General features: G+C 65.6%; 16 protein-coding genes and 1 tRNA gene. 13 read left to right on the top strand and 4 right to left on the bottom strand.

What is annotated here, in order from left to right; all coding sequences use genetic code 11:
* Positions 1 to 7 precede the first annotated feature (7 nt).
* From EYS21_RS04785 to EYS21_RS04760, 5 genes are all read left to right on the top strand, one after another.
* Complete coding sequence (locus tag EYS21_RS04785; protein WP_131132062.1) at positions 8 to 928, top strand: AEC family transporter; 921 nt, start codon at positions 8 to 10, stop codon at positions 926 to 928.
* 449 nt (positions 929 to 1,377) lie between these two features.
* A complete protein-coding gene (locus EYS21_RS04780) occupies positions 1,378 to 3,282 on the top strand; it encodes an HNH endonuclease signature motif containing protein (protein ID WP_242633291.1) in 1,905 nt (634 codons plus the stop codon).
* A 131-nt stretch (positions 3,283 to 3,413) separates the two neighbouring features.
* Positions 3,414 to 4,541, top strand: a complete 1,128-nt coding sequence (locus tag EYS21_RS04770) for a mandelate racemase/muconate lactonizing enzyme family protein (protein WP_131132061.1) — start codon at positions 3,414 to 3,416, stop codon at positions 4,539 to 4,541.
* A 10-nt stretch (positions 4,542 to 4,551) separates the two neighbouring features.
* The gene (locus EYS21_RS04765; RefSeq protein WP_131132060.1) at positions 4,552 to 5,283 is read left to right on the top strand and encodes a FadR/GntR family transcriptional regulator; all 732 of its coding nucleotides are present in this window, start codon (positions 4,552 to 4,554) and stop codon (positions 5,281 to 5,283) included.
* A gap of 146 nt (positions 5,284 to 5,429) precedes the next feature.
* Positions 5,430 to 6,800 carry an MFS transporter gene (locus EYS21_RS04760; protein ID WP_131132059.1) on the top strand — a complete coding sequence of 457 codons (1,371 nt, stop codon included), beginning with the start codon at positions 5,430 to 5,432 and terminating at the stop codon, positions 6,798 to 6,800.
* 150 nt (positions 6,801 to 6,950) lie between these two features.
* On the opposite strand, the gene EYS21_RS04755 is transcribed toward EYS21_RS04760, so the two are convergent.
* Positions 6,951 to 7,033 (bottom strand) — tRNA-Leu (locus EYS21_RS04755).
* 375 nt (positions 7,034 to 7,408) lie between these two features.
* On the opposite strand from EYS21_RS04755, the gene EYS21_RS04750 reads away from it, so the two are divergent.
* Genes EYS21_RS04750 through pknB form a run of 7 tightly spaced genes read left to right on the top strand, consistent with a single transcriptional unit; the run spans position 7,409 to position 16,916 of the window.
* On the top strand, positions 7,409 to 8,152 hold the full coding sequence (locus EYS21_RS04750) for a DUF3662 and FHA domain-containing protein (RefSeq protein ID WP_131132058.1): 744 nt from the start codon (positions 7,409 to 7,411) through the stop codon (positions 8,150 to 8,152).
* Complete coding sequence (locus tag EYS21_RS04745) at positions 8,149 to 8,631, top strand: FHA domain-containing protein (protein WP_131132057.1); 483 nt, start codon at positions 8,149 to 8,151, stop codon at positions 8,629 to 8,631. The genes EYS21_RS04750 and EYS21_RS04745 overlap by 4 nt, the downstream gene beginning before the upstream one ends.
* Positions 8,632 to 8,633: 2 nt before the next feature.
* The gene (locus EYS21_RS04740) at positions 8,634 to 10,403 is read left to right on the top strand and encodes a PP2C family serine/threonine-protein phosphatase (protein ID WP_131132056.1); all 1,770 of its coding nucleotides are present in this window, start codon (positions 8,634 to 8,636) and stop codon (positions 10,401 to 10,403) included.
* A complete protein-coding gene (locus EYS21_RS04735; protein ID WP_131132055.1) occupies positions 10,400 to 11,797 on the top strand; it encodes an FtsW/RodA/SpoVE family cell cycle protein in 1,398 nt (465 codons plus the stop codon). Before EYS21_RS04740 ends, EYS21_RS04735 begins: the two co-directional genes overlap by 4 nt.
* A complete protein-coding gene (locus EYS21_RS04730) occupies positions 11,794 to 13,248 on the top strand; it encodes a penicillin-binding protein 2 (protein WP_131132054.1) in 1,455 nt (484 codons plus the stop codon). The genes EYS21_RS04735 and EYS21_RS04730 overlap by 4 nt, the downstream gene beginning before the upstream one ends.
* Complete coding sequence (locus tag EYS21_RS04725) at positions 13,245 to 14,957, top strand: serine/threonine-protein kinase (protein ID WP_131132053.1); 1,713 nt, start codon at positions 13,245 to 13,247, stop codon at positions 14,955 to 14,957. Before EYS21_RS04730 ends, EYS21_RS04725 begins: the two co-directional genes overlap by 4 nt.
* Positions 14,958 to 14,972: 15 nt before the next feature.
* Positions 14,973 to 16,916 (top strand): Stk1 family PASTA domain-containing Ser/Thr kinase, encoded by a 1,944-nt coding sequence (pknB, locus tag EYS21_RS04720; RefSeq protein ID WP_131132052.1) that lies wholly within the window; start codon positions 14,973 to 14,975, stop codon positions 16,914 to 16,916.
* 116 nt (positions 16,917 to 17,032) lie between these two features.
* Here pknB and EYS21_RS04715 read toward each other — a convergent pair whose 3' ends face one another.
* The 3 genes from EYS21_RS04715 to EYS21_RS04710 are packed head-to-tail and all read right to left on the bottom strand — an operon-like array spanning position 17,033 to position 18,638.
* Complete coding sequence (locus EYS21_RS04715) at positions 17,033 to 17,674, bottom strand: aminodeoxychorismate/anthranilate synthase component II (protein WP_131132051.1); 642 nt, start codon at positions 17,672 to 17,674, stop codon at positions 17,033 to 17,035.
* Positions 17,671 to 17,841 (bottom strand): hypothetical protein, encoded by a 171-nt coding sequence (locus EYS21_RS23345; protein ID WP_165478256.1) that lies wholly within the window; start codon positions 17,839 to 17,841, stop codon positions 17,671 to 17,673. The genes EYS21_RS04715 and EYS21_RS23345 overlap by 4 nt, the downstream gene beginning before the upstream one ends.
* A gap of 2 nt (positions 17,842 to 17,843) precedes the next feature.
* A complete protein-coding gene (locus tag EYS21_RS04710; protein ID WP_131132050.1) occupies positions 17,844 to 18,638 on the bottom strand; it encodes a class E sortase in 795 nt (264 codons plus the stop codon).
* A 174-nt stretch (positions 18,639 to 18,812) separates the two neighbouring features.
* Between EYS21_RS04710 and EYS21_RS04705 the strand changes: the two genes are divergently transcribed.
* A complete protein-coding gene (locus EYS21_RS04705) occupies positions 18,813 to 19,067 on the top strand; it encodes a cell division protein CrgA (protein WP_131132049.1) in 255 nt (84 codons plus the stop codon).
* Positions 19,068 to 19,070 lie beyond the last annotated feature (3 nt).

The raw sequence follows: 19,070 nt of genomic DNA, 5'->3' as shown, positions 1-19,070 counted from the left end.
GCGCACTTTGGGCGGCGTTGTCTCCGGAATCCTGATCGTCTCCGCGGTCATTGCTGTGGGCTATTTCGCCGCCCGGCTGCGAATCCTCGGACCGGAGGTCCAGGGCGCGCTGACCCGGACGGCCTTCTACATCACCAACCCGGCGCTGCTGTTTACGGTCGTGGCCGGAAGCGACATCCGCGCCGCCCTGGGAACCGATGCCCCGCTCGCGCTGCTCTCCGCAGCGATAGTGGGGCTTCTCTATTGGCTGGCCAGCTTCCTGTTCTTTCGGCGTCCGGTGGCGGAGACCGCCGTCGGGGCCATGGCCAGCAGCTATGCCAACGCCAACAACATCGGCATACCGGTTTCCCTGTACGCCGTGGGCACGGCCCAGCATGTCGCGCCCGTGCTGCTGGTCCAGCTCCTGGTGCTGGCCCCGTTCTACCTCACCGTCCTTGGGCTGGCCTCAGGATCCAAGGTCTCGTGGAAGAAGGTGCTGCTGCAGCCGTTCGCCAGTCCGATGATCATCGCTTCGGGACTGGGTGTTGTTGTGGCCCTCACGGGCTGGACCGCACCGGACCTGCTGCAAAAACCGATCGACATGCTGGCCGGTGGTGCCGTACCCATGGTGCTGCTGGCCTTCGGCCTCTCCCTCGCGGGCCGTGCTCCATTGCAGAAAGGCGACGGCAGGGTGGAAACTCTCGTGGCCACCTTCCTCAAAATTGCCGGGATGCCGCTCGTGGTGTGGGTTCTGGGCCGCTTTGTCTTTGGGCTCGACGGGCAGCACCTTCTCGCCAGCGTCATCATGGCCGCGCTGCCCACTGCCCAGAACGTCTTTCTCTTCGCCTCCCCGTATGGACGCGGCATGAGCGTGGCCCGGGACGTCATACTGTGTACCACCGTGCTGAGCATCGGCGCGCTGCTGGTTGTGGCTTGGCTGGTTCACTAGCAATGCGGGTGTGAGGGCCCGCCACGGCCCTAATTGTCAGACCCCCTGAGACAGTGTTCCCGGGTCATCACCGGATCAGGACGCTTTAGCGTCCGACGGCGGCGCCTGGGCAAGCCAGCATGTCCGCCACAGAGTGCGCGCCGGGATGCCGGGCTTGGCCGGCTGAGTCCGCTGCGGTTAAGCGCTGAACCCAGCTGATTCTCAGGCCCCGAAAGGCCTCGAACCTTAAATGTCGTACCCCCTTGGCAGAGTGTTCCTATGGAAGCTCTTAGAGTTTTGGGGGACCGACGGAAGCGGCGAAGCAGGAACAGCCCCGTCGATCACCGACGTCGGTGGACTCGAGCGCTTGGCTCCGCCTGCCCAGTGGATCCGCATGGTCCACGAGGTGATTCTTGGTCCCGGAAGGCGAGCGGACCTTAAATGTCGTACCCCTCTGGAAGAGTGTCCTTATGGGCGCTCTTAGAGTTCAGCACGCGGGGCACGGCGGAAACGCCGGGCTGCTCACCCAAGCTGATTCTCCAGTTTGGGACGCGTCCAGCACCCAGGAGTCCGGGCTCCGCGGAGCTCCCGGAAGTGCCCAGGCAACAGGTGTTGCAGTCGCCGAAGTGCCCCCGATTGCCGAGGCTAGAGGTGCGGGCCTGCCCGATGCTGCCGGGCTCGCCCACGCGATCGCCGTCGTGAAGGCGGCCGCAGCGGCCGCTCCGGAGGTACTGGCCCTGGCTAACTACACCGGAGCTGCCGAGTACGCCGGCCAGGTCGAGGATCTGTCCCGGACCGTGGAATACCTGCAGATCCTCGGTGCCGGCGCGGTGGACCGCACGCGCACCCGGGCCATCACGGACGCAGCAGCATGCGTCCGGACAGGCGGCCGGACCTGGATCACCGGGTGGGACAACAGCACCGAAACACTCACGGAAACCGACCCTTCCTGGCCTCATGGCACTGCCGATCCCGCCACAGCTGGCGACGCCGGCTTCACCGCCCCCGCTATCCAGTCTGGTGCCCGAGCTTCGTCTGTTTATTCAGCTGCGCCTGTTCCGGCCTCGCCGGCCGATGACGGGTGCCGGAACACTGCCGAGTTCCTTCGTGCCCGGCTCCGGATCAGCGTCAGCGAAGCCCACCGCCGGATAAGTCTTGCCGCCGCGGTGCTTCCCCGGCCCGGGATCACCGGCTTCACCCAACAACCAGAACGCCCGGAACTCGCTACCGCCCTCGCCGCAGGCACCGTCGCGTCCCGCGCCGCGACCATCATCACCCTCGCCCTGGACCGCGTCCGGCACCACGCCACCGAGGACACCACCACCCGGATGGAACACGTCCTCACCCGCACCGCCACAGAAAACGACACCGACTTCCTCACCCGCATCGCCCGCCGCTGGACCGAAGCGATCGACCAGGACGGCGCCGAACCCACCGAACACGAACTCCGCCAACGCCAGGGCGCCTTCCTCCGCCCGGCCCGCCGCGGACTCAACCACATCGAAATCTTCGCCACACCCGACCAATACGAACACCTCCTGACCGTCATGAACACCGCCACCAACCCCCGCATCACCCCCACAACAGAGGCCTGCGAGGCAGGGAGGGCCAGCGAAGCCGGGGACCCTGATATCGACCTGGACCGGCGGACCCGACCCCAGCAACTCCTCGACGGCCTCGTCGGCGCCTGCAAGGCAGCCCTCACCACTGACGCACTCCCCGCCGCAGGAGGACTCCGCCCTCAGGTAATGGTCACCATCGACTACCGCGACCTCCTGGACCGCCTCGAACACGCCACAGAGCAAGGACCCCGCTACCGCTCCCGAACAGCAGGCACCGCCACAGACCCCGGCAGCGACACCGACTCCAGGCAGGGCGCCGGCGGCGGCTACGGCCTGGCGCCGGATCCCGGCAGCACTCCAGGAACCGGCCTGGACCTGGGCTCGGGCAGGATCCCAGGCACCGGGTCGTTCGCGTTCACAGGCCCCGTCACCGCCTCCACGGTCCGGAAGATCGCGTGCGACGCCGACATCATTCCTGTCCTGCTCGGCAGCGAAGGACGCATCCTCGACATCGGCCGCACCACACGGATCTTTCCGGCCCATATCCGCAAAGCCATTACTGCCCGGGACCAAGGCTGCGCCTTCCCCGGCTGCACCATCCCCGCACCCTGGTGCGAAGCCCACCACATCACCTACTGGTCACACGGCGGAACCACCAGCACTGACAACGGCACCCTCCTGTGCACCCATCACCACCACCTTGTCCACAAAGAGCAATGGCAAATCCAGGTCAAAACCGGCATCCCCTGGTTCATCCCGCCACCCCACATCGACCCCCGTCAGAAGCCCCAACGAAACCACCATCAAACGTAAGCCGCTACTCAGGTCCAGGCAGATGGCGAAGGTGGTGCGGCTTTGCTCAATCACTTGTATTACAAGTTTTATACTTGTACTCTAAGTGGGAGGGCAATGCAGCCCGGCCAGCCTGTTTTCGAGGAGCACCCATGAGCACCGTAGACCTCATCCGTCACGTCAAACTTTCCACTGCGAGGCTTCCGCTCGCAGTCCCGATCAGCGATGCCAAGGTGTTCACCGGACGGCAGAAGCCCATGACGGAAGTGGTCTTCCTCTTCGCCGAGATCACCACGGAGCAGGGCCACAGCGGCATCGGGTTCAGCTACTCCAAGCGCGCCGGCGGCCCCGCCCAGTACGCGCACGCCAAGGAGGTCGCCGAGGGCATCATCGGCGAGGACCCCAACGACATCGGCAAGATCTACACCAAACTCCTGTGGGCCGGCGCGTCCGTGGGCCGCTCGGGTGTGGCAACCCAGGCGCTGGCCGCAATCGACATCGCCCTCTACGACCTCAAGGCGAAGCGCGCCGGACTGCCCCTGGCTAAACTCCTGGGCTCGTACCGCGACTCCGTCCAGACCTACAACACGTCCGGCGGCTTCCTCAACGCCTCCCTGGAAGAGGTCAAGGCCCGCGCCACGCAGTCGCTCGACGAAGGCATCGGCGGCATCAAGATCAAGGTGGGTCTGCCCGACAGCAAGGAAGACCTTCGCCGCGTAGCCGGAATCCGTGAGCACATCGGCTGGGACGTCCCCCTCATGGTGGACGCCAACCAGCAGTGGGATCGCGCCACCGCGCTGCGCCTTGGCCGTCAACTCGAGGAATTCAACCTCGTCTGGATCGAAGAGCCGCTGGATGCCTACGACTTTGAGGGCCACGCCCACCTGGCCAACGTCCTGGACACCCCCATCGCCACCGGCGAGATGCTCGCGTCCGTCGCGGAACATAAGGGCCTGATCAACGCCAACGGCTGCGACATCATCCAGCCGGACGCTCCGCGCGTCGGCGGTATCACGCAGTTCCTGCGCCTTGCCGCCCTTGCGGACGAGCGTGGCCTGGGCCTGGCGCCGCACTTTGCCATGGAAATCCACCTTCACCTCGCCGCGGCCTACCCGCGGGAGCCGTGGGTGGAGCACTTCGACTGGCTGGACCCGCTCTTCAATGAACGCCTCGAGACGAAGAACGGCCGCATGCTGGTTCCGGACCGCCCCGGCCTGGGCGTTACCCTGAGCGACCAGGCCCGCGCCTGGACCACCGAGTCCGTGGAGTTCGGCGCGTAACCTTGAACCCATGAGCCGGAACCTGACCGCGGACCTCGCCGCCGACCTTCGCACCCGCATCGTGGACGGCGTCATCCAGCCCGGCGACAAGCTTCCCAGCGAGAACGCATTGATGGGCGAATTCGGCGTCAGCCGCACCGTGGTGCGCTCGGCACTGACCCGGCTCCAGGCTGAAGGGCTCGTGGAAACCGAACGGGGGCGGGGCAGCTTCGCGCTGACCCCGCCCGACGACGGGCCCCAGCCGGTCCCGGGCAGCCGGCCGGTGGCCAGCGTGGAAGACCGCCTCCACCTGCTCGAATTCCGGATGGGAGTAGAGGCCGAAGCTGCCGCCCTGGCAGCCCGCAACCACACCGACCGCCAACTCCGGGCAGTCAACGCGGCCCTGGAGCAGTTCACCAATAGCCCGGACCATCCAGGGCACGCGATGAAGTTCGATTTTGAGTTCCACCGCGCCATCGCCGCAGCCAGCGGCAACCCGTTCTACTCGGACTGCCTGGCGGCCCTGGGCCAGACGATGATCGCGATGCCGCGCACCCGGCTGATGACCGGCGTCGAGCACTACGCCCGCGACCACTTCGACCAGGTGATCCACGAGCACCGGTCCATCGCCGCGGCGATCGCCGACGGTGACGAGACGGCGGCCGCCGCCGCGATGCGCAGCCACCTGGCGAACTCCCGACGCCGATTCAAGGCTTCGGTGCGACCGCTGGCCGAGGACCCAGTCGCCGTCGAGCCGCTGTAATGCCCTGAGGGCATCAAACAATGCCATATGCGTGTTGGACGCGCATCGAAATTTCTGAATAAGGTGGATTCTCTCGCTGTGGTGCGGACCACCGCACTCGAATCTGGTCTCTGTACCTCCACCGCAATGCCTAAGGAATTTCCCCCATGCAGTCTGTAGACACCGCTGTCACGGATGTGGCCATGGCCACGAAAAAGTTTTTCAAGCGGGTGCTGCCCATCATGCTGGTCATGCTGGTCTGCAACCAGCTGAACCGGTCCAACATCGGCTACGCCCACGAGCACCTCGAAGCGGACGTCGGGATCGGCGCCGCCGCCTACGGCTTCGGCGCCGGGCTGTTCTTCATCGCCTACGCCATCTTTGAACTCCCCAGCAACGTGATGATGGAGAAGTACGGCGCCAAGGTATGGCTGGCCCGCATCATGGTCAGCTGGGGCATCGTGTCTTTCCTGATGGCGTTCGTGCAGAACGAAATGATGTTCTACGTGCTGCGGTTCCTGCTGGGCGCCGCCGAAGCCGGGTTCTTCCCGGCAGTGATCTTCTACTTCGCCCGCTGGGTCCCGGCAGGGCAGCGCGGCAAGGCAACCGCCATCTTCATCGCCGGCTCGTCCATCGCCGCAGCACTGTCCGGACCCATCGCCGGCATGCTCCTGAGCCTCCACGACGTCCTGGGCATCCGTGGATGGCAGTGGCTGTTCGGCTTCGAGGGCCTGCTCTCAGTGGTCGTCGGCATCATCGTGTTCTTCCTGCTGGACGCCAAGATCCAGGATGCCAAGTGGCTGTCCGCCGGCGAAAAGTCCGCCCTGGCCAATGCCATCGCGGACGAGGACGCGCAGCACGCCGGCACTTCCGGCGCGAAGGTCAACCGGTGGAAGATGCTGCTCAACCCGCAGATCCTGCTGCTCTGCGGCATCTACTTCTCCGTGCAGCTCTCCATCTACGCCAACACCTTCTGGCTCCCCACCATCGTCAAGCAGATTCCCGGAACCACCGACCTCAGCGTCGGCTTCCTGTCGGCGATCCCGTGGGTCTGCGCCGTGTTCGCGATGTATTTCGCCGCAAAGTGGCAGGACAAGGCCAAGTCCAAAAAGCCGCTCCTGGTGGCAGCGCTGCTCGTCGCTGCCGTCGGAACCCTCGCCGCCGCAGTCGCTACCCCGCTCCTGGCCCTGGTGTTCCTGGCCGTCGCAGCCATGGGCTTCAAGAGCGCGTCGCCGCTGTTCTGGACCATCCCGCAGTCCGGACTGCACCCGCTGGTCCTCGCCCCGGCCATTGCGATCATCAACTCACTGGGCAACCTGGGCGGTTTTGTGGCCCCGTTCGGGTTCGGCATCATCAAGGAGACCACCGGCAGCGTAGTTCCCGGCCTGTTCGCCCTCGCTGCAGCGTCCACACTTGCGGCCGGACTCGTCTACTTCCTCAAGGAGCGCCGCAGCCCGGCAACGCCGGCGCCCGCATCCGAGGAGGACTCTGGCAAGGCTAAGGCCGGCGAAGCCCTGCAGCCGGCCACAGCCCGCTAAGCACCCGCCCCAGCGGCTTTTCCCCGCCCCATGGTCCAATCCCCCAGGCATTACCGGGGGAAAAGACCGTGCGGCGGGGATAAGTCGTTGCATCCTCGGGCCCAAACACAAAAGAGCCCCGGTCCTAAGACCGGGGCTCTTTCAATTGCGTGCGCGAGGGGGGATTTGAACCCCCACGCCCTTTCGGACACTGGCACCTGAAGCCAGCGCGTCTGCCGTTCCGCCACTCGCGCGCAACTTCTTTTCCACAATTGCGGCCGGTTTCCCTGATCCTCAACTGTGTAAAAGCAGCGAGATCAAGCATAACGGACATCAGCGGCAAAACACCAATTGGCGTCCGCAGCCCCGTCCACGCGGTCGCCGGACACAGGAATCAGCGGACCAACCGGGCCCTCGGGGGAACCGCGCCAGAGCCCCGGAAGACGTCCGGGACCGAACTTTTCCGCGGGCCGGGCCGTTGTGGATTAAGGTCATTCACAGGCCTGCCCAGTAGTATCTGATGTAGTAGTGCCTGCCACCGGCCGGCCTGCCGATCCGCAGTGAACTGTGTTGCTGGTTGAGTTCCGGAACGAAAACTGCCCCGCAGCCGGGGGGAAAGGAGAAGGACCATGGGTTTGCTGGACAAGGTCGAGCGCGGCATTGAAAAGGCCGTCCGCGGTGTCTTCTCCACAGGTTCCAAGGCGCAGGTTGAACCGGTTGAGATCGCAAGCCGGCTTCGCCGCGAGGTGGACCACAAGGCCATCACCATCGCCGCCGGCCGCACCCTCGCGCCCAACGTTTTCGACGTCCTGCTCAGCGACGACGACTTCAAGCGGGCTCAGGAGTGGGGAACTCCGCTGGCTGAGGAACTGTGCGACGTCGTCATCAACCACGTACGCAGCCAGGGCTACACCCTCCAGGGATCCGTGCGGATCTCATTCCGCCGCTCCGAAGAGCTGCGCGCCGGCGACTTCGACATCAAGTCCTCCACGGAAAAATCAGGCGGGGCACCGGCCAGCGCGCCTTCCCGCCCCAACCTCCCGGCGGCCCCAAGCCGCCAGCCCACGCGCCTGCAGCCTGTCCTCGACATCGACGGCCAGCGCTACTCGCTTAATGCCCCCTCGATCATCCTGGGCAGGTCCTCCGAGGCCGACATCCTGGTTGACGACACCGGAGTCTCCCGCCGCCACCTTGAGATCCGCACGACGAACGGAATCACCAGCGCCGTGGACATGGGTTCCACCAACGGCAGCTATGTCAACGGGCACAAAGTCTCCGGCAGCACCGAACTTACCGACGGCTCCACCATCACGATGGGACGGACAAAGATCATCTTCCGCTTGCTCCCCGCCAACACTGGTGGCCGCCCATGAGCGAACTGACCATTACCGCCCTCCGCTTCGGCTTCCTGCTCCTGCTGTGGGTGCTGATTTTCAGTATCGTGTCGGCAATGCGCCGGGACTTGATGGTGGGCCGCAAAGCCGCCGTCGGAACACCCACGGCCCGCCAGGTCAGGAAAAACCCGGAACTGGCCGAGGCGCCGCCGCAGCCGATCAAGCAGCAGGCCCACCAGCTTGTGGTCGTCGAAGGACCCCTCAAAGGCACCACCATCCCGCTGGCGGCCAGCCCCATCCTGCTCGGCCGGGCCCAGGAAGCCACTTTGGTGCTCGAAGACGATTACGCCTCCGGCCGCCATGCCCGGCTGTTCCCCCAGGGCAGCCGATGGTTCATCGAGGACCTGGGTTCCACCAACGGGACCTACCTGGCGGACCAGCAACTTACCCGCGCCCTGCCCGTTGAGCTTGGCGTACCCGTGAGGATCGGCAAGACGGTCATCGAATTGAGGCCGTAGCCATGGCCGCCGCCGAAATTCCCGCAGACGAGGCCCAGCCCGTGCAGCGGCCCCTCATCATGCGCTACGCAGCGCGCTCCGATGTGGGCCGCATCCGCGCCAAGAATGACGACTCCGCCTACGTGGGCCGCCACCTCGCCGTCGTCGCTGACGGCATGGGTGGACACGCCGGCGGGGATGTGGCCTCTGCCGCCACCGTCCTGGACATGCTCCACCTGGATCACGGGGATTACGACGGCGACGCCGGCACGGTCCTTGCCGATGAGATCCAGACTGCCAACTCGCTCCTGTCCGAGCTGGTGCACATCAATCCCAAGCTCGCGGGGATGGGCACAACCGTTACGGCCCTCCTGTTGGCCGAAGGCAAACTTCACTTCGCCCACATCGGCGACTCCCGCGCCTACCGCCTGCGCGACGGCGCCTTCGAGCAGGTCAGCATCGACCACACGTTTGTGCAGCGGCTCATCGACGAAGGCCGGCTGCGGCCCGAGGAAGCCGAGACCCACCCGCACAAAAACGTCCTGATGCGCGTCCTCGGCGACGTTGATGCCAGCCCGGAACTGGACCTCGATACCCTGGAGGTCAAGCCCGGGGAGCGGTGGTTGCTCTGCTCCGATGGGCTCAACTACGTTGCCGGGCATGTGGTGGAGCGGACGGTCCGGGAAACGAAGGACCTGCGCGAATGCGTCGAAACGCTCGTTAACCTGACCCTGGAAGCTGGCTCACCGGACAACGTCACCGTGGTGATGCTGGAGATAGTCGAGGAAACGCCCGACGACGTCAGCACCGCCGCCGTCGAAATCGTACCGGCGGCGCCGGTTACCGCTGCCGATGCTCCGGGGCCGAGCGCGACGAAGCCGGCGGCTGAAGCCGAACCGGATGCAGCAGCGGCTCCGGACGCCACCGAGCCCGGCGGGGAAAAGGCCAGCGCGCAGAACGCCAGCGACGAAATAATGGATGCAGGAAAGCCGGGCACCGAAAAATCCGGCGCAGGCCTATCTGATGCTGGCCAACCTGATGCAGGCCAGGCTGAGGCTGAACAGCAGGGCAAGGAACCCTCCGATTCCACCGACCCCCATCTCGGCGAACATCTCTCTGCCGAAGTCCTCCGGCAGGAGCTGTCATCCCGCCCGCACGAACTCGTGGGCGCAGCAGCCTCTGCGGCCGAGTCCGGCTCCATTCCCACCATCGCCGGCCGCACCGTAGCCCGGCGCGCGGCCACGGTGCTCACGCACAAGGCCGACCAGCCTGCCGGGGAAGCGGATGATTCGCCGCAGCTTCCGGGGCCTCGCCGCTGGGTCACCTGGTCCATCGCCGCCTCCGTCCTGGTGGTCCTCACGGTCGGGCTGTGGCTTGGGTACGCATGGACGCAGACACGCTACTACATCGGGGAATTCGACTCCCGGGTAGCCATCTACAACGGAGTTTCCCAGCGCCTTGGCCCCATCCAGCTTTCCAGCCTCGAAGCGGTGACGGAGATCCGGATGGACTCACTCCCGCCCTTCTCGCAGCAGCGTGTCCGGCAGACGGTCCCGGCGCGGGATCTCTACGACGCCCAGCGGATCGTCAAGAACCTGGAGCGCACGGGCACCACCTCCCCGGCGGACGAGTGCCCGGCACCGTCCACCACTCCTGCGGAGACAACACCCGCGGCCACTCCTGCGCCAACTGACTCGGCTGCACCTGCACCCGCTCCGTCGGATCCGGCGGCAGTACCCACCTCACCGTCCCCCTCACCAAGTCCCACAGTCACCTGCGAGGGGGCCCCATGAGCCAGTTGAGCACCATACCCAAACCACGGCGCAACGTGGAGCTCGTGCTGCTTCTGCTCGCGCTGGCTGTCGGCATCGGCGCCAACATGCTGGTGGGCGTGGACCAGGAGAAGGCCTTTGACACCGACTTTTGGTTCCAGTCCAGCCTGCTTGCCCTCGCAGCCCTGGTGTTCCATGTGGTCCTGCGGATCCGGGCGAAATATGCCGATCCGGTAATACTTCCGCTTGTCGTCGCGCTCAACGGTCTCGGCCTCGCCATGATCCACCGGCTGGACGCGCCGGGGGACGATACCGGCAACAACCAGCTCCGCTGGACCCTGATCGCCATGGCCGTGGCCATCGCCGTCATCTGGTTCCTCAAGGACCATCGGATCCTCCGCCGCTTTACTTTTATTTCCCTGGCCGCCAGTGCACTCCTGCTGGTCCTCCCGCTGATTCCGGGAATTTCGGCCGGCGAAATCCTGGGCGCCCGGGTCTGGATCAGACTCGGCCCCATGACGTTCCAGCCCGGTGAAATCGCCAAGATCACGCTTGCCATATTCTTCGCAGGTTACCTTTCGTCAAACAGGGATCTGATCCTCCTGGCGGGCCGAAAAATCGGGCCGCTGCAGTTCCCGCGGTTCAAGGACATGGGGCCCATGATCACCGCCTGGCTGGTGAGCATCGGCGTCCTCATCTTCCAGCGCGACCTCGGCTCCTCCGTGCTGTTCTTCGGCCTGTTCATCGTGATGATCTACGTTGCCACCAGCCGGATCAGCTGGGTAGTGATCGGCGTAGCCCTGATCCTGGGTGGCGGCTTTGTGGCCTCCAAGGTCTTCTCCCACGTCGGCCTGCGCATCGACGGCTGGCTCAACGCGTTCACCGACGAGGTCTATGGCCGCCAGTTCGGCGGCAGCTTCCAGATTGTGGAAGGCCTGTTCGGCATGGCCAACGGCGGCCTGGTGGGGACCGGACTCGGACAGGGCAGGCCCAACCTGGTGCCTTTTTCCAACAGCGACATGATCATCGCCTCGTTCGGTGAAGAGCTCGGACTGATCGGCCTGTTCGCCATCGTCATGATGTTCCTGCTGCTCTTCACGCGTGGCTTCCGCGCGGCCCTGGGCACCCGGGACGCCTTCGGCAAGCTCCTGGCCTGCGGCCTCTCCTTTGCCATCGCCCTGCAGTGCTTTGTGGTGATCGGCGGCGTCACCCGGCTCATCCCGCTGACCGGCCTCACCACTCCCTTCATGGCGGCCGGTGGCTCCTCGCTGCTGGCCAACTGGATCATCGTGGGCCTGTTGCTGATGATTTCGCACACCGCCCGGGGCCCGGTGGACACCACGCCACTGCCGCCGGCCAAAGGCGCCGAATCCAAGGGCATTGACACACCAACCGAGGCGGTGAAGCACCTGTGAACCAGGCAATACGAAACTCATGGGTCGCCGCGATCGCCATGTTCGCGCTGATCTTCGGCGCACTGAGCTACGTTCAGGTGGTAGGCGCGGACGACCTCAAGGCCAATGCGTGGAACAAGCGCGCCATCCTGCAGGACTACTGCAATGACCGGGGCGCCATCATTGTGGGCGGCACCCCGGTCGCCGAATCTGTTGAAGGCTCGGAGACATGCAAATTCCAGCGCACCTACTCCCAGCCTGAGCTGTATGCGGGCATCACCGGCTATTTCTCGCAGAATTACGGTGCCACAGGCCTGGAAGTTGCCATGAATGACCAGCTGGCCGGCAGCTCCGACCAGCAGTTCCTGGACCGGATAGGCCAGCTGTTCCTGGGCAACCAGCCCAAGGGTGCCTCGGTGGAACTGACTATCGATCCCAAAATCCAGCAGCTCGCCTACGACCTGATTCCGGACGGGCAGCGCGGGTCGATCGTGGTGACCAATCCCAAGACCGGCGCAATCCTGGCCATGGTGTCCAAGCCGTCCTATAACCCCAACCTCATCGCCACGCAGGACCCCACGGCGGAGAGCACCAACATCAACGAACTGGTCAAGGTTCCCGGCATCAACCTGAACCAGTCCGTCAGCGGGCCCACCGGTGAGCTGCTCGCCCCCGGTTCCGTCTTCAAACTCGTCGACACGGCGGCGGCGCTGAGTTCGGGCAAGTACAACAAGGACAGCGAACTCCCCAACCCGGCCGAGATGCCCTTCCCCGGGATCTCGTACAAGCTCCCCAACTACGCCGGCGGCAACTGCTACACCCAGAACACCGCGAGCTTCGCGTTCGCCCTGCAGCAGTCCTGCAACACGCCCTTCGCCAGCATCGCCCTGGACCTTGGCCGGGATGCCATCGCGGAACAGGCGAAGAAGTTCGGTTTCGGCGAAAATCTGGGGGATCAGCTGAAGCTCGACTACGCCCTGCAGGGCTTCCCCGATGACCTGGACCAACCAGGGCTGGCGCAGTCTGCGATCGGCCAAAAGGACGTCCGGGCCACCCCGCTGCAGATCGCCCTGATGACAGCGGCGATTGCCAATGGCGGGGTGCAGATGAGCCCCAGCCTGGTCAAGACCCTTCGCTCACCGGACCTACGTGTCCTGGACGAACCGCAGCCGACGGCGCTGCGCACGTCCACCACGCCGGACATCGCCAAGCAGATCACCGAGTGGATGACCAGTGCGGTAAGCCAGGGCATCGCCCGCGGTGCGGCTGTGCCTGGCGTCCAGGTAGCCGGCAAAACGGGCACCGCGGAACTGGGCAACGGCCTGAACAATTCCTGGTTCACGGGCTTTGCCCCCTCGAACAACCCGCAGGTAGCGGTGACCATCGTCATGGAAGGCGTGGACATCACTACCGGCGCACAGCTAACCAGTCCGAACGCGAAGAAGATTTTTGAGGCGGTGTTGAATAAGTGAGGCCTACAACAGGAATCACCCTCGGCGGCAGATTCCAGCTGACCACGCGGATTGCGATCGGCGGTATGGGAGAGGTCTGGAAAGCAAAGGACCAGGTCCTTGGCCGGATCGTCGCCATCAAAGTGCTCAAGGAGGAATACACCGGCGACCCCGGCTTCCTCCAGCGGTTCCGCGCCGAGGCACGCCACACCGCACTCCTGAACCACGTGGGCATCGCCAATGTCTTTGACTACGGCGAGGAGGAGGGCTCGGCCTACCTGGTGATGGAGTTGGTCCCTGGCCAGCCACTGAGCAGCATCATCGAGCACGAGCAGGTGCTGTCCCCGGACCGGACACTGTCCATGATCGCGCAGACCGCCCGGGCACTTTCCGTTGCCCACGCCCAGGGTCTGGTCCACCGCGACATCAAGCCGGGCAACCTGCTGATCACCCCCGACGGCCGGGTCAAGGTCACCGACTTCGGCATCGCCCGCCTGGCCGACCAGGTGCCGCTGACCCAGACCGGGCAGGTGATGGGCACCGCCCAGTACCTTGCCCCGGAGCAGGCCACAGGCCAGACCGCCACCGGCGCCTCTGACATCTATTCCCTCGGCGTGATCGGCTACGAGTGCCTGTCCGGGCACCGGCCGTTCTCCGGCGAATCCCAGATCGCCATCGCCCTGGCCCAGGTCAACGACGCCCCGCCGCCGCTGCCCGAAACCCTTCCCAAGCCTGTCCGCGCCCTGCTGATGTCCATGCTGGCCAAGGATCCCAAAAACCGGCCGGCGAACGCCATCAAGCTGTCCGAGGCCGCCGAGGCCATCCGCAACGGCGACATCAGCGCGGCCCACGCCGCCGTCCCCGGCATGCTCCTGTTCGAAGCTGCCACCGGCCCCATCACCGCTCCGGTGAATGTCGCCACCGCGCCCACTGGAATCATCGGCGGGCACAAGGACAGCTCCGCCACGTCCACTTCCGCACTGCCGGTGCTCGGCGCCGGCGCCGCAGGTGCGGCCGCCGGCATGGCTGCCGGGGCTGCGGCAGCCAACGCCGACGGCACTGGCCCTGGCCCTGGCGCCGCGAGTACGTTGTCGCGGGCGGATGCCCTGGCTGCGGAACGCACGTGGGTCCAGGAGGAGGAAACGTACGACGACGAACCGGCCGACGAGCCCCAGCGCCGCGGCCGGAGCCCCTGGACCTGGCCCCTGATCGCCCTGGTCCTGCTGGTGCTGTTCGTGCTCGTCGGCTTTTTCCTGACGCAGCAGGGAATCCTGTTCCCCTCCGGCGGCAGCAAAACGTCCGGGCAGACCTCGGCCAGCTCCAGCGCCACCAGCAGCAGCCCGTCGGCTTCGTCGACGTCGGCCACGCCTACGCCCACCCGGACCACCGCCACCCCCACGCCGACCCCGACGCCCGAAACCGTGAACATCATTTCCGCGGCTTACCTGGGCAAGGATTACCGCCAGGTCCAGTCCTCCCTGGAGACGATGGGTCTCTCGGTCACGGTCCTTCCGCAGCAAAGCGCGGAGACGGCCGGCACCGTACTGGAAATCAATCCGACCGGAACCGTACCGAAGGGGACAGCCGTCACCATCATCTACGCCGTGCCGCTCCCGACGGCCACCAGCGCTCCCACCACGAGCTCGCCGTCGGCCACTGCCAGCCAGTCCGCCCTGCCAAACTGCACCACCGGGCAGCTGCCGGGTGTGCCCGCCACCTGCAAGCCGTAGCCGCCGGGACACCCAGTGACTGACACGCCCCGTACACCGTCGCACCGTGAGGACAGCCTCCCGGTGGATAACCAGCGTGTCCTCAGCGGACGCTACGAGCTGGGCGCGCTGATCGGCCGCGGCGGAATGGCGGACGTCCACCGCGGGGTGGACCAGCGTCTGGGAAGGACCGTGGCCATCAAGCTGCTCCGCCCAGACATGGCCCGGGACCCGCAGTTCCAGGCACGGTTCAAACGCGAAGCCCAGGCTGTGGCTGCGCTGAACCACCCGTCCATCGTTGCCATCTACGACACCGGCGAGCACACGGTTCCCGACGGCACGGAAGACAGCGTCCGGGTTCCGTACATCGTGATGGAGTTTGTGGAAGGCAAGACCATCCGCGACCTCATCAGGGCCAAGGAAGTCAGCATTGACCAGGCCATCGAGTTCTGCCTTGGCGTGCTCGCGGCCCTGGAATACAGCCACAAGGCCGGCATCGTCCACCGGGACATCAAACCCGCCAACGTGATGTGCTGTGAGGGTACCAACGCCGTCAAGGTGATGGACTTCGGCATCGCCCGGGCCATCGCCGATTCCTCTGCCACCATGACCCAGACCCAGGCCGTGGTGGGCACAGCACAGTACCTTTCGCCGGAACAGGCCCGGGGTGAAACCGTGGACGCACGCAGCGACCTCTATTCCGCCGCGTGCCTGCTCTACGAAATGCTCACGGCACGGCCCCCGTTCATTGGCGACAGCCCGGTGTCGGTCGCGTACCAGCACGTCCGGGAAATCCCGGAGCCGGCCAGCAGCGTGAATCCCGAGGTATCGCCGGCGCTGGACAGTGTCCTGGCCAAGGCGCTGCTGAAGAACCGCGCAGACCGGTTCCAGGACGCCGCTGCCTTCCGCCGCGCCCTCCGCGCGGCCCGCGCCGGCGTGTCGGTCCCGGACGTTCCGGCCAACGAGGCGCCCACAGATCCGAACGACCACGTCCCGACGCCTTCACGCAGCCCCGCCACCGAAGCCTTCGCTTTCACCGGTGCCAGTTTCCTGGACGACGCCCCCACCGGACGGCTGCGGACCCCGGCGAACAACCACTCCAACGGCAACGGGCTGCGCCCCGAGGCGGCAGCCATCTATGAACCACACGAAGCCGACGAACTCCCGCTGGGCCTCCCGCCGGAACGGGAGCGGAGCGCCCGGCAGAAGTCCCGCCGTCGTGCCTGGATTGCGACCTTGGTGATCTTCACCCTGCTGGTCCTGGCCGGCGGCGGTCTGTGGCTCTACAACACCGTCAACAGGCCTGCCCCCGCGGCGCCCAAGGTGCAGATCCCCGTGGTGGCAGCCATGACGGAGTCCGCCGCGCTGCAGGAACTTTATGGCGCCAACCTGCGCCCGCAGATCAAGCGTGCCCAGCACGATACCGTTCCCAAGGGGACAGCCATCGGAACCGACCCCGCCGCCGGAACGTCGCTGGATCCCAATTCCGAAGTTGTCCTGAACATTTCCGAGGGCCCGAGTGCTGTCAAGGTTCCGGAGAGCCTGCCCGGCAAGACTGAAGCCGCCGCCCGGGACGTCCTGCGCCAAAGCGGCCTTGTGGGTGCTCCGACCACCACCATGGCCAACAGCTCCACCGTACCTGGGGGCATTGTGATCACCACCAGCCCCGCGCCTGGCCAGATGGTGGCCCCGGGCAGCACCGTGGAGATCGTGGTGTCCACCGGAAAGGTGGCCATGCCGGAGCTGCGCGGCCGCACCCGCGCCGAGGCCGAGGCTGCGCTGAAGGAACTGGGCCTCGTCCCGAACGTCCAGGAAGTGGAGAACTCCCAGGTGGAGGCAGGACGGGTCACGGATCAGAGCGATCCCGTCAATGCCGCCGTCGAACAGGGCAAGACCATCAACATTGTGGTGGCCAAGGAGCCGCCCCCGCCGGTGACCCCGACGCCGACGCCCACCCCGACAGCCACCAAAAAGGGCTGACCCACAGCAGCGAAACGACTCTTTGCCATCTAAACGCAACGCGGGGTCACTTTCCGCCCAATATCCCCTCCGGGACGGGCGAGAAGTGACCCCGCGTTGCGTTTAAGAGCGGCGTCTCAGTGCTGGATCAGCGGGCTCAGTTTCGAGGCCCGGGATGCGGCACCTGCCATTCCCAGTGATTCGAGCCAGTTGCCCAGCATCTGGTAGCCGCCTTCGGTCAGCACGGACTCCGGGTGGAACTGCACGCCGCACAGCGGGGCCGTCCGGTGCTGCAGGCCCATCACCACACCGGTGGACGTTTCAGCGGTGATCTCCAGGACCTCCGGGATGGTGTCCCTGACGGCGGCCAGCGAGTGGTACCGCGTAGCGGTGACGGGGGAGGGGAGGCCCTGGAAAACACTCGTTCCGTGGTGCTCCACCAGCGAGGTCTTGCCGTGCATCAGCTCGGGTGCGTGGGTCACAGTGCCGCCGTAGGCCTCGGCCAAGGCCTGGTGGCCCAGGCACACGCCAAACATGGGCTTGTTGTTGTCCCCGCACCACTTGATCAGCTCGATGCAGACACCTGCCTCCGCAGGGTTGCCGGGCCCGGGCGAGATCAGTACGCCGTCGCGCGTTCCTGCCATCTCCGTCGCTTCGGCGAGCGTGACGTCGTCGTTGCGTACCACCGTGGTTTCGGCGCCGAGCTCCTGGAGGTAACCCACCAGGGTGTATACAAAGCTGTCGTAATTGTCTACGACCAGGATCTTGGTTGTGGTCATGGCTGGGTTGCTGAACCAATCGTTGAGTCGGTGAATTGGGTAAAGGTGGACATCCAGGGGAACAGGAACTGGACCATCAGGACCAGGGCAGCTGAGATCAGGACCGCGGACGTGAGGATCCGCAGCCACAAGGGGCCCGGCAGGTGCCGGAATATCCAGCCGTACATCGTTAGCTCCCTCCGGTAGCGGCGGCCACCTGGGCCGCTATTTCAGCTGGCGGACCGGCCGAGGCAGGCTGCCAGCTTTCCAGCAGCGCATAGGCAATAATCCGTTCCTGGGAACCGAAACGCGGGTTGCAGCTGGTCATGGTGAGGAAGCTTTCCGTGGGTGTGACGCCGGGCTGGGTAGGCACCGGCTCCAGCACATCGGTCCGGGACGGCAGCACAATCTGGTTGTTCCGGAAAACGTAGACATAGAAACCGTCCCTGGTCTGGACGTAGATTTTGTCGCCCGGGACCAGGGTGTGGATGTTGTCCAGCACGGCGCCGTGGGTCTGCCGGTGGCCGGCCACCGCAAAGTTCCCCACCGCGCCGGGCATGGCGGTGTTGCTGTAGTGGCCCAGCCCCAGGGTGTCCAGCACATCCCCGGTGGTGCCCTGGACGATGGGCCGGGTGTAGTTTGGGCCGAACCTCGGAATGTACATAATGCCGATGGTTCCGGCGTGCCCGGGCGCGGGAGACACCACGGGTGGGCCGTAGTCCACGGGGGCCCCAGGCGCGGCGGCGGTTCCGGTGGGCTCCGGGCTGGGGGCCGGCGTGCCGAGGTCCTGGGCGAATTCCTTGATGATGGCGCTCTGTTTGGCGTCCGATTCCACGTTGGTCCACCAGAGCTGCCAGCCCACAAAAAGCAGCAGGATGATGCCCGCCGTGATGAGGAGCTCGCCGAGCACCTGGACAGTTCCACGCAGAATTACGACGCCGGGGCCCGGCGCAGTGCCGGCCCTCGCCTTCTCCTGCAATACCACGCGTTCTCCTCCGGGGCGGTCACCATGGGCGCTGGTTGGCCCTGAACTACGGCTAGAATTGGCTGCTAGTAAGAATCCAGATTTGACCAAGATCGCGCAGACCGCTGGCAATTTCCTTCTTGCAGGATATCAAGCCCGGGTCGCCGAGCTTGCCTCAGCCGCCAAGGAGAGCACGTGCCCGAGTCCAAGCCACGCAAGAAGACTTCCACCTCGGCCCAGCCGGCTGCCTCAACGCAGGCCTACAAGCCCAACCCCATCTGGTTCAAGCCCGTGATGTTCGGCCTCATGATCATCGGCCTGCTGTGGATCATCACCTTCTACATCAGTGAAGGCCGGCTTCCCGTCCAGGCCTGGGAATCCTGGAACATCGTGGCCGGTTTTGGCATTGCCATCGTTGGCTTCCTGATGACCACCCGCTGGCGTTCCTAGCCA

Origin of the sequence: Arthrobacter sp. S39 (assembly GCF_004320525.1) — a bacterium.
Taxonomy (GTDB): Bacteria; Actinomycetota; Actinomycetes; order Actinomycetales; family Micrococcaceae; genus Arthrobacter.
Note: the sequence above shows the minus strand (reverse complement) of the source record. Positions and strands in the feature narration are given on the sequence as shown.